Genomic DNA, 14,808 nt, shown 5'->3' with positions numbered 1-14,808 from the left:
TTATTGTATGATGTATTTAAAATGATTGTTTTATGCATGTCATTTTAAAATAAAAATTGGAGGTGTAATTTTGACTAGAACTTATAATATTATTGGTATCCTTTCTTGTCTTATATCTTTCATTATTATGGCGTTACCAATGATTTGGTACACTGCTTCAGCATTATGGTTCTTCCCTGGCGCAATCATAATCTTGCTATTATCATTAGTTATTGTTTTTTGTTACATTAAAACGAAAAATCAATTACATTTACTATTACTTGTCTTAAATATTATTATTTTACTTTTTTTCAGTTTGCCGTTGTTACTTTCATAACTTAACAACGTATAGAAAAAGCCAATCACTTGATAATGTTGATCTCAACTTATCGAGTTGATTGGCTTTAAATTTTATCTTTTGGATATCACATAGATGCTACTTTTCTATACTGTTCTAAATCTATTACTTCATCACATTGATTTGCAATTGCCATATCATGTGTTGCTAAAATTAGCACTTTACTTTCATCGACCAAATCAAATAATGTTCGAATAATCATCTGTCCTGTTTTAGGATCTAACGCACCCGTTGGTTCATCAGCTAACATAACAGTCGGATCTTTTAACATCATTCTAATTAAAGCGACACGTTGTTGTTCTCCACCACTTAGTGTATGAACTTTTCTTTTTAAACTGTTTGACAGACCAAACTCTTCTATATAACGTATCTTTAATTGTTCTTTTTCTTTCTTACTTATTTTTTTATATGCTAATCCAATATCTAAATTTTCGTTTACTGTCAGATTATCGATTAATCCATAATTTTGAAATAAATATCCTAATTTATCTCTATAAAAATTAGATTTAAATCGTTCTAATTGACCATTAAAATAGACATGTTGTTTCCCCATTTTTTCAAGTCCAGCAATAGCATTTAATAAAGTAGATTTACCGCATCCACTTTTACCAATAAGTGCATATGATTTTCCACATTGAAATTTCAAATTAAGTTTCTTTAAAATATGTGTATTACCTTTTTGTATGGTTAAATCTTTTAATTCTATCATTCTTGTCTTACCTCTTTTGGTGTATCCTCTTTTTCAACATATGTGATTGATATAACATATTGGCCTTTATGCTTTATTTCGACATACGTTCTACTAGGTGAAAATCCATTAAATGTTAATTTATAATCAAGCTTTTCCCCTCTTTCACTATAAGCCGTAATATTCACATATTGTTGCGTACCTTTTGGCACTTTGGCATAACTATACTCCGTTTTTAAGAAAGGATTAAAACGATCAAGTATAGGATGATGTATAATTGTAAAAGCAATAGTAATAGATAAGATTAATCCTAATAATATTGCAATGATAAATTTCATAGTTAAAACTCCTTGATAACTTCATTAAAACGTCGGCCATGATAGTATAGGCTGCAAATCTGCAATAATATTTGAACGACAAGAATCGTTGCAAATATCAGCATTATATAGTGAGAATGTAAAATTACATTCGTCAATATTCCAACAAAAACAACAATTATATTATTTATTAATAAGTATTTATAATTGGCTCTAAATGTTGAATAGCCATATAGCTTTTTGATTACGAGTAATTTTCGGTGTTGTTCAAAATAATATTTCACATCAAATAAAATAATAATTACTAAAATGATTGCGATAATGATTTGTGAAAAGTTGAGTACTGTTAACTTCAAATTGTTTTCATGATACATTTCCATCACGCTATCTTTATAATTAGTTATTCCACTGATTTCCCCATCAAGATGATACTTTTCAATATTTTTTACTAGCGCGTCATAATTCTTGAATAAATACCCGCCCTGACTGATCATGGCATAATAAAAATCATTCGATAAATCTGATGCCTGAACGTTAACAATGATTGGCGCTTCTATAAATGACAAATGACGGCTATCTCGTGCATCAAATGTAAAAATTCTATAATCATTTTTGTTGATAAACTGTATAGATAACTTATTTTCTTTATTATTTTTATTTTGCACAAATTCAAACCATGAATGATACGCTTGATTGATTTCATTACGCACTTCATGAAACTTTTGTGGAATAATTACTTCGACATTATTTTTTTGATTTTTTATCGGAATATCAGGTTGAAACTGCTTGTGATAAATCGACCAAAACTGATTATTTACCAATATTACATTCCCTTCATCAGGTGAAAAGTTGTCACTGTCAGCGGAGTCACCCTTTGGTTTGAATAGAATCGCATTATTTTCTGCTTCACTAGCCTTTACTAATTGTTCTGATCGCACCATATTATCAATTAAACTTTGTTTCGTTTCGTGATAAGGTGCAAATTCAATCGTGTAATAATCATCTAATACATTCCAATATTTCTCAGTTTCCTTTATTTTATTCAAATCTTTAATAACACTAGTATTTTCTATAATTACGCTAGCTATCAGTACTAAAAGAATACTTTTACAAACTGTATTAATAAATCGAATCGTTTTAAAGTCTTGCTTACCTTTAATCATATTGGCAATATTTAAATTTAGTAACATTAAGAAAGTCCATAAATTAATACCACTAATCGTTAAAATAAAAAGACTTGAAAGCAGAACTAATCTTAATATGAATAAATCTAAATTACCTGTGTAATTTAATATCCAAAGTACACTTGTAGTTAAAAGAATTTGAGTTATCATTAACGTTAACCAATACGTGCATTTCTTTGAAAAATTTTCGAAAATTATTTTTCTTAATGTAAAACCATTTAAATACTTAATCGCATACGCTTTGAAATTAATGTTCTTTTCAAAAATATAATATATAAAATAAACGATTAAAAGTGCGGATAACGGCACTACTATATTCATTTGTTTAATGACACCAACAGCAATCATCATATGATCTATTTTGTATGATTCAGCAGTAACACCATATTCTTTTAAAAAATTTATGAATTTAGACACGTCAAAATTTTTGTCTTTTACAAAATAACTCCCTTTGATATCCTTTTTTAATAATTCGTCGTCACTTAAATAATGAATGTTATATTTAGCATTAAAAGGAGTGATAGATGTTGCTTTTGATTTATTAAATACATATATATCTTTATCTACGTTTTTGTTTGTATAATTTGAAGTTGATTTATAGATTGCTACGTTCTCATTTTTTGCGAATTGATTTATACGTTTATAAATCTCATTTTTACTATATTTTTTATTCCAGTCAGTTACCGCTATAGGGTATTTAGTATCAGGCAATATTTCTTCGTTTTCTTTATATGTATAAACAAATAACAATATAGCAATTAGAATGAAGATTGTAACATCAAGTATTAATTTGAACCATTTCATGTTGTACCTCTTGCGTTGTTTATTTTGTATGATTATTTAATATTTAATAAATGTTATAATACGCTCTATTAATCCACCAATTATTTTTAGAAGGTGATGCTTTTACTTTTATACCAGCTCTTGTATAACCACTAAATGATCTGTATTTTCCAATAGCTGTTGCACCATGTCCTTTATGACCATGATAATAATACGACCAAACATACTTACTGCCGGTACCGTGACTCCAAGTGCCTCCTTCTGCGTATTCTGTAGATGCATAAGCTGCTGTTGATAATCCAAGTGCTAAAGATAAATATAATAAAGAGTCAAAAAAATTTGTTCTTCTTTTTAAAAACACCTCTTTATATTTATTTTTTCTCTCTTTTCGTTATTTATACAGAATATTCTGAAAATAGTCAAGATGAATTTACCTTTCCACATTTCCACTACTTTATGTTAAGTGGACATCAAAGTATAATTGTATTATTATTAAATTGCGCAGTATGTAAATAGACGACATGTAGCAACAAGTCGCCTATTGAATCCGTTAAAAAGACGAATGATTAAATGAGATTTTCTTTAACCATCATTCGTTGTCAAAGTTTGGAAATGATGGTTATGTTTATTGCTTAAATTAATTATTGCGACAACTATACCAATGAAAGTTTTATTAATACTATGAACTTCATTACATATTCAATAGAAATCACTTATGTATAAGTACTGCCATAGAATCATAAGTGATTTCTACTATAGTATGATCTTCCGTACAAATCTGGCATGTTTAGCAGGCAATATACGAAAAATACTTCAAAATTTTGTTACACATCTAATAAAAATAGACAATTAAATAAAAGATATGTTACTATAAAAATGTAAAAAGACGACATGCAGGAACATGTCGCCTATTGAGCCCGTTAAAAAGACGGTGACTAAATGAGATTTTCTTTAACCATCATTCGTTGTCAAAGTTTTGAAATGATGGTTATTTTTTATTGTTTAAATTAATTATTGCGACTACTACACCAATGAAAGTGACGATAAACATACCGAAACTTAACATTAAATGTAATGCGTTTGCAATAGATATCACAATAGGCTTTTCCTTTCAAAAGTGTTAAGTAATGCCATAGGCACCACCCCCTTTACTCAGATAGCCACCATCAATTCAACTTGCCCAAAAAATATTATACCATTTTTATAAAATATTTAGTAATAAAAAAATGACTAAAATATAATCTCGATAATAACCGCTTGCTGTTAAAAATATTTCCACTATAATGAAGCATGCCTCGAATCTTCGTATTGCTATTCTAAAGCAAAAAAGCTTTTCTTAGAACACATACGTCTAAGAAAAGCTTATTTAAGCATTAAAAATTAATAACAATATAATAGCTACAATTTGTGCAACGGATGTTGTTGCTATACGTCGAGTATACTCATAACTTAAAGATAATATCACTTGTGCAACAAATATAAATGTTACTATCCACCAATTATCTAAATAGATAAATAATGAACTAGAACAAATTGCAGTTATTAATATAGCTACCCATTTTGGTATTGAAAAATGTGTTAATTCTTTTTGTAAAACAGTTCTCATATATAACTCGTGACATGGAATGACAAAAAGTAAAGTTACTAACATTTGCCATTTCCAATTGACACCTGTTCTTGCTAATTCTTTAATTAATGAACTATAACTCAAATTAGAAGTTATAAGTGAGAATAAAAGTTGAAGCATAATTAAAATAATTGCCGTAATAATACCAACACCAATTGAAGTAAGCAACCGCTTCGATTCAATATCTCTTTGGTAAAATACATAACTGATACCAGCAATTAACATTATACCTGTATATAAATACCAGTATTCTTGGTGTTCGCCCCACATGATAAACAATATGAGGTGAAATATAATGAAACTTATAATAAACCAAGTTAAAGCCTTCGAGATTTTATTCATTATAACTTACCTTCTTATTCAACAATCTTATATCGTTTATGATTGATAACAGTTTTTTCCGGTAAATCAAGGTCATTAAAATTTTCCATAATTGTTAAGTCAACAATAACAGAGTTATCGTTGATTTTTTCAACACGACCTCTTAATCCATCCATAAACTCAACAATGTTACCCACTTCTGCAACAGTCATTTTAAGTCCTCCTTAAATCATAACTAAATTATATTGTACTAAAATTCACTTAACAAATAAACTATTAACAATCAAAAATAATAAAATGTAACTTTAAGCCAATATTTAGAATGATTTATGAGTAAATAATTGGCATTTTATTCAAAGTTGAGGCATAAATAAGTAGAGAATATATAGAAATAAGGGAGAGATTGTAATGAAATTTATTAGTAATAACAATATTACAGATCCAACTTTAAACTTAGCAATGGAAGAATATGTTTTAAAAAATTTACCAGCTGAAGAAAGTTACTTTTTATTTTACATAAATAGACCATCTATCATTGTTGGAAAGAATCAAAATACGATAGAGGAAGTAAATCAGACATATATTGATGCTCATAATATCGATGTGGTTAGAAGAATTTCAGGTGGTGGCGCTGTTTATCATGATACTGGCAATTTAAACTTTAGTTTTATAACAGATGATGATGGCAACAGTTTCCACAATTTCCAAAAATTCACTGAACCAATTGTTCAAGCGCTACAATCTTTAGGCGTAAATGCTGAATTAACTGGCCGTAACGATATTCAAGTTGGACAAGCGAAAATCTCTGGGAATGCCATGGTTAAAGTAAAAAATAGAATGTTTAGTCATGGTACGTTGATGTTAAATAGTGACTTAGACGAAGTTCAGAATGCACTAAAAGTTAATCCAGCTAAGATTAAATCAAAAGGTATTAAATCTGTTCGTAAACGAGTAGCAAACATTCACGAATTTTTAGATGAACCTTTAGAAATTGAAGAATTTAAGAAAATCATCTTGAAAACAATCTTTGGAGAAACTGAAGTAGAAGAATATAAATTAACAGATGAAGATTGGAAAAATATTGAAAAGTTAAGTAATGACAAATATAGAACTTGGGAATGGAATTACGGTAGAAATCCTAAATATAACTTTGAACGCGAGGAAAAATTTGAAAAAGGTTTTGTACAAATCAAGTTTGATGTTAAACGCGGTAAAATCGAACACGCTAAAATTTTCGGTGATTTCTTTGGTGTCGGAGATGTCACTGATCTTGAAAATGCATTAGTTGGTTGTCTGCACGACTTTGAACATATAGAAGAAGCATTATCAGAATATGATTTATATCACTATTTTGGTGATATTGATAAATACGAATTAATTAGATTAATGTCATAAACGATTAAAGGACTATTCTTACATGTATGAAATGTTAAGAATAGTCCTTTTATGATACCGTTATGGAATTCGAATCAATGTTATTCACCGAGAAATGCCTCCAAATTTTTATATTCTGTCGTATATTGATTAAATGCTGCTTCATCTTTATTGACGAGTGCATCATCTATAAATTCTATGAGCTGTCGTTTTCTTACCTCTCGGAGTGCTTCATTGATAATTAATTCAATACCCAAATCATTGACGGTTGTGACAAATGCTTCTAAAGTTGTATGTTTAACATTAGTATTGTATTTCATAGAAATCACTACCTTTCTTTAATTTATAATAAGTATACATTTTTCTAATTTTGAAATCAATGAATATTCTGACTATTAGTCAAAAATTATTGTACATTTTCACCAAAATAATAACTTGACAACTCGTAATTTTATTATAAAATATCTTTATATCATTAATTGTATTTTATATTAATGGTTTAAAACTTAATAAAGCGAGGTTTTGCTTATGTATTCTCAAAATATTTATGTAATACGTAAAGGAGACATGGTTATTCGACCAGCATTTGATGATGATGATCAAAGAAATGGTAGCGAAATTATCCGGTTCGATAAAACGCGTATACAAAATCCATTTAAAGTCCAGAAAATCATTGAACGCTCTTGCAAATTTTATGGTAATACTTACCTAGGCAAGAAAGCAGAAACAAACCGCATCACTGGCATTTCAAGTAAACCACCTATTTTACTAACACCATTATTTCCAACTTATTTTTTCCCAACACATTCTGACAGACAAAATGAAAATATTTGGTTAAATATGCATTATATAGAAAATATTAAGGAATTAAAAAATCGTAAATGTAAAGTAACTTTTATTAATAACGAATCAATTATTCTTCATGTTTCATACCACAGTTTATGGCACCAATATAACAATTCCATTTTTTACTACTATATGGTAGATAAACAATCTCGCATGGTTTCTAAAAATCCCGATCAACCTATAGATTATAATAAAGCCACATTAAACGTATTTGAAGCATTGACACGCTATTCCCTATTCGAAGATAAATAAATTGTTTATTTTTAAAATATGCGGAATGTTTTATAAATATAGTGTAAATGTTCTGCATATTTTTTTGAGGTATCTATTGCAAATTAACTTAATCTTGTTATAATAATATTTGTGCTTGATATTCAAACACATACAAATTAATCCACAGTAGCTCAGTGGTAGAGCTATCGGCTGTTAACCGATCGGTCGTAGGTTCGAGTCCTACCTGTGGAGCCATTGGAAACGTACTCAAGTTGGCTGAAGAGGCGCCCCTGCTAAGGGTGTAGGTCGCGAAAGCGGCGCGAGGGTTCGAATCCCTCCGTTTCCGTTACATGCTTAAATGGTATATACCATTTAAGCTTTTTCTTTTTTTAAGACTGATCTTAAATGTTTACCAATCAACTTTAATGCATATTCTTAAAACCCAAAAACCTTTCTTAGTTGAAATTCTCTAAGAAAGGTTTTTTATTTTTATTAATAATTTCTTGATTTTATTATGGTGCAACTCTTCACTATTTTCGAACTATAAAGTTGTCTTTACATTTAATGCTATAATTTGGATCTTTTAACTTTTCTGCAATCAACGTACTCATCGTCTCCTCATACGACTCATGAACAATTGCATCTTTCAAATAATTTTTGTAATTTCTATAACAATAATCTGTCATTGTAATTCTATAAGTCTTTTCTATATTAATATTTTCTAATACAACACGGTTCCCTGGATCACGGCTCATATCAATCTCATAGTTAAACCCTTGCCACATTGTACATAACGTTTCATCAATAATTGTTAAACTTAATTGTTCATCAACGAAATCAAGATGAGAATAACTATATTCCAACATATCTTTAATATTTTGACCAATTACCGTCATATCCATCGGTTTGTCAGGATAAGGATACGCATGGTATAAGTCTTCATTTCGAATCTGTCCAAATAACCCCTTTTCTCCGTTCATAGGTACATGAACACATGTTATGTCATTATCAAATGCAAGGCGAATCGCATCGTGTAGCAACTGGGAAAATGGATGCGTATGACAAACTAAATCTTGCAAGCCATTAACTGTTAAGTTTAATTCATCATTATTTATCACTTCTTGAGACCAAAATGCCACAGCTTTTCTATCATAAAATGTTAAATCTAATAATTCTTGATTTTCTTCATATTCATTCAAGTCTATTACTTTTGAATCAATACTCTCAACCTCGTAAGTAGTTGTACGCTTTTTAAAATTAATTGAAAGGTGTACAAGTTCTTTTGCATCCTGTCCTGCTTGAACGTAATACGTTTCATGGTCTTGACCAACAATTGTTTGATGCTGATGTGCCGTAATCATCAAATCTATAACACCAATTTCTTCCATTAACTTTTCCGCTTCATTTGAATTTGCCTTTTTATTTTTTGTTTTATTACTAATTTTATTTAGCCCACCATGATAAATTACTATTAAAAAGTCAGGTTCCTCGATCTCATGTATATATCTAATCCAACGTTTAGATGCTAATAATGTTTTTTCAATAGTAACATCTTGCTCCATTTCAGAATACTCATTTTCCATTAGACCATCAGCAGTGACCCCTACGATTGCTATTTTTAAATCTCCGAAATGCTTAATACAGTAAGGTGTTGAAAAATAAGGTTCCTTAGTCACATTATATTCTATATTAGCTGATAACCATGGAAAACGCGCAAGTGCAATTGATCGTGTTAAAAATGATAACCCAAATTTAAACTCGCTTGGACTTACACCACTTGCATCATAATGCATTCGATTCATTAACTTAATCATAGGATGACGTTTGTAAGGTGCAACAATTGCATAGTAATATGCTGCTAGAGAACCAGCTAAACTACCTCCACTATCTAACAGAATGACACGATGGTTTTGTGATCTAACTTGGTTAACATAAGTACCTGCTCTATAAATATTTGAACCATAATCTCCATTTAAAAAATGGCTATGCATATCTGACGTAGTTAAGATTTCTATATTAATATTCTCATTCATTTCCATCTCGTTACACCTCTCATTGTTACTAGTTTACCATGTTCAATACTAATCGTCTTATATAATAAGTTAAAAATACAAACTAAAAAAGCAATCTAAGTTCAAGTTAAAATTTACATTAACTATACTTAAATTGCTTGTATTTTAACCTATTTGTATACGCTCTTTTGGATAATGGAATTTATCTGGTTCTCTGCGTCCTGCAATCATTATAATGAATGATATCAATCCGACACGTCCGATAAACATTAATACCATAAGAACAACCTTTGAAACGTCACTGATATCACTCGTGACACCAAGTGAAAGCCCACAAGTTCCAAATGCAGACATGACTTCAAAAAACACTTGTAAAAATGTTAACTTACCATTTTCAGTAGCTGAAATAATTAGCATACCTAAAAATGTTAAAATTGTTGCCATAGTAAACACTGCAAATGAACGTTGAATATCCATAATGTGTACTTCTCTATTGAAAACTTTAATTGATGTTTTATCAGCATTATTACTAAAGTTAATTAAAAATAAAATTAAAATCGCAAACGTCGTGGTACGTATACCACCACCAACTGAACTTGGTGAAGAACCTATAAACATTAAAATGCCCATAATGATGTTTGTAGGATCACTTAGAGTAGTTACATCAATCGTTTGTAAACCAGCACTTCTCGTTGTCGCCGATTGAAACAGCGAATAGAATAGTGATTGATGCCAACTCAAACCTTTAAATGCATGATTATGTTCAAATAATAATATGGCTAAAACACCTATTATAAATAAGAAAAAATATGTGGATGTCGTAATTTTAGTAAATAATGAAAACCTAAAATTCGTAACTCTATTTTGTATATAAGCTTTTACTTCTAATAATACCGGAAAACCGATAGATCCTAATATGATTAAAAAGATTACAATACCTTGCACAAAGTAGTCATGCGCATATGGTATTAATGATTTACCTGTAATATCTAATCCACCATTTGTCGTTGCAGAAATGGAGACAAAAACACCTTGCATTATTGCATACTTTAAATCTGGATTATCTCTATAAAAGTAAAAAGCTAATAACATCGCACCTACAAGTTCAATTACAAATATTGATTTTACAATATCGATAATTAATTTTACTGTCCCACTCATCGTGTTTTTATTATTATCTAACATAATTAGCTGACGTTCTCTAATTCCAATATGTTTACCTAATACAACCCATAACATTGTACCAATTGCCATTACACCAATCCCACCAATATTTAAAATAACGAGAATGATTAATTGACCAAATGTAGAGTATGTATCAACAATACTTATTGGAGATAACCCTGTAACACTAATACCAGAAACAGCAACAAATAATGTGTCAATAGGATTTACTTCTACACCAGGCTTATGCACATACGGTAAGTTTAATAATAAAAATGCAACGATAATGGCAACAATGTAATACAACACAATACCTTGTTGAGGACTAGATCTTTTTATAAACTGGCTAAAAATTGACACGCTATCACCTCAACATTATTTTAGTTTGATATTTATTTCTTTTTCTTTACCATCTCTATAAATTTTAGCTGTAACTGATTTCAAATCATCTTTGTGGCTAAATATAATTTGTCTAAATCGTAAATCATCTTCTAAAAGTTTACCATCTAATTCAACGATAACATCTCCACGCTTTAGACCTGATTGTTCTGCTAAACCTTTATTGTCAACTTGATCTACAAGAACACCATTTTTAATACTACCTGGTAATTTTGTTGCTTGTCTTTCATAACTATTCAAATTGGCAATATTCTTCATTTTAACACCTACATCAGGATAGTCAATTTTACCTTTTTTCTCTAAATCTTTTGTAATTTTTTGAACTTCATTAACCGGAATTGCAAATGCCATATTTTCAACATTTTGCATACTAATTTTAGCTGCTACAACACCAATTAACTTACCTTCTCTATTCACAACAGCACCACCCGAATTACCTGGATTTACTGATGCATCGACTTGGAATGCTTTCATTAACATGTCGTATTTATTATCTTTATCAAAATCTATTGGCACATTTCTGTTAAGTCCTGAAATAATTCCTTCAGTTACTGTTCCTTTAAAATCAATGCCTAATGGATTTCCTACAACTAATATTGGTTCTCCTAACACTAAATTATTTGAATCTCCAATAGCTATTTCTTTTACTGAACTATCTGATGATGTTGCTTTCAAAACAGCTAAATCTGACCACTTGTCTTTTCCTAATACTTTTCCGACAACACTCTTATTATTAGCAAATGTTATTTTTTGATTTTCTTTATCTCCGACAACATGTGCATTCGTAACTATATATAATGTATCTCCAGATTTTTTATAAACAACACCTGAACCAACTTCATCTTGTGAAGCTTTATCTTTAGGTAATGAAGAATCCTTTGATGTTTCATTTTCTACAGTAACAACTGACTTAACAGTATTATTAGCGTTTTTCATTGTATTAGTATATTTTTGAGCATCTGTATCGCTACTATCATTCATTCGATCATTTTTATTCACGTTATTAAATATCGCATTTAAAATGATAATCAAAATAATAATGCCAATTAAAATAATTACTTTAGGCCAATACATCAGCCAAAACTTTTTCACTACATTACCAAAGTCATTATGTGATTTATTTTTATTATCTGACTTAGGTGCATGATACTTTGGTGCTTTGTTGTTTTTAGATGATGCTTTGTTCACTTGCTGATTTTTATTATTTTTAAAATCATTTTTAGTATCGGTCTTATGGGTATCATGTTGTGTTTTAGACTTTATTTCTTTATTCTGTTCATTTGTATTTAATAATACTTGGGATTGTTTAATATTGTCAGCATCATTATCAGCTTGTTTAATTTCATTTTGATGTTTATCCAAGTTATCACTTGTGTCATTTACTCGCTTTTGATTTAAAGATTCATCTGCTTGAACTTTAGTTACATTGTCTTGATCTTTAGAACTAGCTTCATTAACATTTTCTGTTTTAATATCATTTAGTTGATTCTCATCTGTTAGATTGTCACGACTTTGTTGCCTTTTCAACTTTTGCTCTTCTGGTAATGTTAACGGCTTTTGATTATCTTTATCTTTTTGCTGTTCTAAGTTATTCGATTCTTCAGATTTAGTATCAAAAAGCGAATTACGCTGTTTGTCATCTTTTGATGATAATATATCTTCAGTATGTTCAGCATTATCTTTAGTAAAGTTAATTGAACCTACATGAGTAAAGTCTTTTCCGTCATCTTTTGATGTACTTAAATCCAATTGTTGCTGATTTTGTTCTGCATCATTTTTGTTTAAATCAGTGTGTAATAATCCATTTATAATTTGTGAGTCGTCCTTAGATTTATTGACGACTTTGTCATCTTTTTCATGCAATTTCTCATCTTCAAAAGTTTGATCTTTAGAATTATCCGAATCCATTTTCTGATGCAAATCATCATTCACATCATTTAATCCTTTATCATTAGAATGATTACTAGACGTAGCGTTATCCTCTGTAACTTCTTGTAATTTATCATCGTCATGTTCTTGCTTTTCTAAATGTGATGACAAACTATTTTTAAATCTTTCATGTTTATCAATTGAATCTTTATGTATTTGCCTTTCTGCTTGATGAGAAGTTCCATCATCAATTTTATGTGTATTGTCTTGTTGTTTATTTTTTAGTTCTCTGTCTTCGTTGTGGAAGAATTCACGACGCTTACGTCGGTACTGACTTTTGGGAATTACATGTTTTTTACCAATATCCACTAATGTCCACTCCATTCAATAAAATCACTTTTCATTATGACACATTAGCACTTAATTTGCTTTAAAATCTATACAATTTATAAGGAAAAAATGCTAAATATAAAAGGTGCATTTTTCTTAATACAGTTTCTTAAAAATTACAATCGATTTACTACCTGTCACCTTTATTTTCCACAAATCACTTAAATAAAAAAGGACAACCTTAAACTGAATTAAGATTGCCCGCTTCACATCAATTATTTATGTGATTTTTTATTTTTAACAACTGAACCTAACCAACCGATAATTACTAATCCAATTAGTACAGTCCAGAAAATAGATTGCCATAATACGCCATGTGGGAAATGTTCTGGTAATACTGCGATGTCTGGGTGCGCTAATACCATAACAACTAATTTAATACCTACCCAACCAACAATTGCAAATGCAGCACCTTCTAATCCAGGATATTTATTTAGAAGTTCAACAAACCAAGTTGCTGCATAACGCATTAAAATAACACCTATCATTCCACCTAGGAACATGACTACGAACTGACCTAAGTCCATACCACCAAAGTGGATACCGACTTTAGGAAGTGTTACAGCAATAGCTAAAGCAGCCAACATAGAATCGATTGCAAATGCGATGTCTGCAAATTCTATTTTAAATACAGTACCCCAGAAAGATTTACTGCTCGCTTTAATCTCTTTACCAGATTCATCATAGTGATGATCATCTCCAGCTTCAGGACTTTCAATTTCTGGATGTTTAAAGAACTGCCACAGATTTTTGATTGACATATAAATTAAGTAAACAGCACCTGCAGCTTGAATAAACCAGAAATTAGCGATGATACTAATTAAGAATAAAGCTAAAAATCTAAATACAAACGCACCTAACAATCCGTAAAACAAAGCTTTTTTACGTTGCTCTGGTGGTAAGTGTTTTACCATAACAGCCATTACAATTGCATTATCAGCTGCTAATAATCCTTCTAAAAATACTAAAACGACAAGAACCCATAAATACGGTAAGATCAAACTTGGATCCATAAACATGTACAACTCCTTTAAATAAATAAGTTAAGTACAAACAAAAAGACCTATGCTAAATAAATAGCAAAGGTCTCACTAAGCAATAATAATTGCCCACTTTACCGGAAGATATCTTCGTAATGACGATAAAGTGTCGAATCATTTATACGTTCATGATTCTTAAGTTACTCCCCTCTGACAAAATGTCATAGGTTATTCATTTGATACATCATAGTATACCTTTTTCTATTAAAATATACAATTTATTTTTCTTAATCATTCCAATATA

The 14,808-nt window shown here is 29.7% G+C and carries 14 protein-coding genes, 2 tRNA genes and 1 riboswitch; of the genes, 5 read left to right on the top strand and 11 right to left on the bottom strand.

Going from position 1 to position 14,808, the window contains the following annotated elements; genetic code table 11:
• Positions 1–25 precede the first annotated feature (25 nt).
• On the top strand, positions 26–316 hold the full coding sequence (locus ML436_04885) for a hypothetical protein (protein ID UMT79071.1): 291 nt from the start codon (positions 26–28) through the stop codon (positions 314–316).
• 88 nt (positions 317–404) lie between these two features.
• On the opposite strand, the gene ML436_04880 is transcribed toward ML436_04885, so the two are convergent.
• The 6 genes from ML436_04880 to ML436_04855 all read right to left on the bottom strand — a co-directional run bounded on the left by ML436_04880 (position 405) and on the right by ML436_04855 (position 5,469).
• Positions 405–1,046 (bottom strand): ABC transporter ATP-binding protein, encoded by a 642-nt coding sequence (locus ML436_04880; GenBank protein UMT79070.1) that lies wholly within the window; start codon positions 1,044–1,046, stop codon positions 405–407.
• A complete protein-coding gene (locus ML436_04875) occupies positions 1,043–1,363 on the bottom strand; it encodes a YxeA family protein (GenBank protein UMT79069.1) in 321 nt (106 codons plus the stop codon). Before ML436_04875 ends, ML436_04880 begins: the two co-directional genes overlap by 4 nt.
• Positions 1,364–1,365: 2 nt before the next feature.
• Positions 1,366–3,330, bottom strand: a complete 1,965-nt coding sequence (locus tag ML436_04870) for a bacteriocin-associated integral membrane family protein (protein ID UMT79068.1) — start codon at positions 3,328–3,330, stop codon at positions 1,366–1,368.
• Positions 3,331–3,373: 43 nt separating this feature from the next.
• Positions 3,374–3,670 (bottom strand): lactococcin 972 family bacteriocin, encoded by a 297-nt coding sequence (locus ML436_04865; GenBank protein UMT79067.1) that lies wholly within the window; start codon positions 3,668–3,670, stop codon positions 3,374–3,376.
• 1,005 nt (positions 3,671–4,675) lie between these two features.
• Complete coding sequence (locus tag ML436_04860; protein ID UMT79066.1) at positions 4,676–5,278, bottom strand: CPBP family glutamic-type intramembrane protease; 603 nt, start codon at positions 5,276–5,278, stop codon at positions 4,676–4,678.
• 14 nt (positions 5,279–5,292) lie between these two features.
• On the bottom strand, positions 5,293–5,469 hold the full coding sequence (locus ML436_04855; protein UMT79065.1) for a YkvS family protein: 177 nt from the start codon (positions 5,467–5,469) through the stop codon (positions 5,293–5,295).
• A gap of 196 nt (positions 5,470–5,665) precedes the next feature.
• On the opposite strand from ML436_04855, the gene ML436_04850 reads away from it, so the two are divergent.
• On the top strand, positions 5,666–6,652 hold the full coding sequence (locus tag ML436_04850; GenBank protein UMT79064.1) for a lipoate--protein ligase: 987 nt from the start codon (positions 5,666–5,668) through the stop codon (positions 6,650–6,652).
• Between the two features lie 80 nt (positions 6,653–6,732).
• On the opposite strand, the gene ML436_04845 is transcribed toward ML436_04850, so the two are convergent.
• Positions 6,733–6,951, bottom strand: coding sequence for an IDEAL domain-containing protein (locus ML436_04845; protein UMT79063.1), 219 nt, complete (start codon positions 6,949–6,951; stop codon positions 6,733–6,735).
• A gap of 208 nt (positions 6,952–7,159) precedes the next feature.
• Here ML436_04845 and ML436_04840 point away from each other — a divergent pair, with 208 nt between their 5' ends.
• From ML436_04840 to ML436_04830, 3 genes are all read left to right on the top strand, one after another.
• Complete coding sequence (locus tag ML436_04840; GenBank protein ID UMT79062.1) at positions 7,160–7,729, top strand: competence protein ComK; 570 nt, start codon at positions 7,160–7,162, stop codon at positions 7,727–7,729.
• 141 nt (positions 7,730–7,870) lie between these two features.
• A tRNA-Asn gene (locus tag ML436_04835) sits at positions 7,871–7,945 on the top strand.
• 2 nt (positions 7,946–7,947) lie between these two features.
• Positions 7,948–8,036 (top strand) — tRNA-Ser (locus ML436_04830).
• A 184-nt stretch (positions 8,037–8,220) separates the two neighbouring features.
• Here ML436_04830 and ML436_04825 read toward each other — a convergent pair.
• From ML436_04825 to ML436_04810, 4 genes are all read right to left on the bottom strand, one after another.
• On the bottom strand, positions 8,221–9,729 hold the full coding sequence (locus ML436_04825; protein UMT79061.1) for a bifunctional metallophosphatase/5'-nucleotidase: 1,509 nt from the start codon (positions 9,727–9,729) through the stop codon (positions 8,221–8,223).
• A gap of 138 nt (positions 9,730–9,867) precedes the next feature.
• Positions 9,868–11,226 (bottom strand): TrkH family potassium uptake protein, encoded by a 1,359-nt coding sequence (locus ML436_04820; protein UMT79060.1) that lies wholly within the window; start codon positions 11,224–11,226, stop codon positions 9,868–9,870.
• Between the two features lie 15 nt (positions 11,227–11,241).
• Complete coding sequence (locus ML436_04815; protein ID UMT79059.1) at positions 11,242–13,518, bottom strand: trypsin-like peptidase domain-containing protein; 2,277 nt, start codon at positions 13,516–13,518, stop codon at positions 11,242–11,244.
• Positions 13,519–13,739: 221 nt separating this feature from the next.
• Entirely contained in the window at positions 13,740–14,543 is an 804-nt protein-coding gene (locus tag ML436_04810; protein UMT79058.1) for a TerC family protein, read from the bottom strand.
• Between the two features lie 75 nt (positions 14,544–14,618).
• Positions 14,619–14,725: riboswitch (yybP-ykoY riboswitch) on the bottom strand.
• Positions 14,726–14,808 lie beyond the last annotated feature (83 nt).

This window comes from Staphylococcus roterodami, assembly GCA_022493055.1.
In the GTDB taxonomy this organism is placed as follows: Bacteria; Bacillota; Bacilli; order Staphylococcales; family Staphylococcaceae; genus Staphylococcus; species Staphylococcus singaporensis.
This window is presented reverse-complemented; position numbering and strand designations above follow the sequence as displayed.

Coding starts and splice junctions, on each gene's coding strand:
- ML436_04810 (UMT79058.1), bottom strand. CDS start 14,543: ATGTTTATGGATCCAAGTTTGATCTTACCGTATTTATGGGTTCTTGTC.
- ML436_04850 (UMT79064.1), top strand. CDS start 5,666: ATGAAATTTATTAGTAATAACAATATTACAGATCCAACTTTAAACTTA.
- ML436_04840 (UMT79062.1), top strand. CDS start 7,160: ATGTATTCTCAAAATATTTATGTAATACGTAAAGGAGACATGGTTATT.
- ML436_04875 (UMT79069.1), bottom strand. CDS start 1,363: ATGAAATTTATCATTGCAATATTATTAGGATTAATCTTATCTATTACT.
- ML436_04845 (UMT79063.1), bottom strand. CDS start 6,951: ATGAAATACAATACTAATGTTAAACATACAACTTTAGAAGCATTTGTC.
- ML436_04825 (UMT79061.1), bottom strand. CDS start 9,729: ATGGAAATGAATGAGAATATTAATATAGAAATCTTAACTACGTCAGAT.
- ML436_04870 (UMT79068.1), bottom strand. CDS start 3,330: ATGAAATGGTTCAAATTAATACTTGATGTTACAATCTTCATTCTAATT.
- ML436_04860 (UMT79066.1), bottom strand. CDS start 5,278: ATGAATAAAATCTCGAAGGCTTTAACTTGGTTTATTATAAGTTTCATT.
- ML436_04880 (UMT79070.1), bottom strand. CDS start 1,046: ATGATAGAATTAAAAGATTTAACCATACAAAAAGGTAATACACATATT.
- ML436_04855 (UMT79065.1), bottom strand. CDS start 5,469: ATGACTGTTGCAGAAGTGGGTAACATTGTTGAGTTTATGGATGGATTA.
- ML436_04815 (UMT79059.1), bottom strand. CDS start 13,518: ATGGAGTGGACATTAGTGGATATTGGTAAAAAACATGTAATTCCCAAA.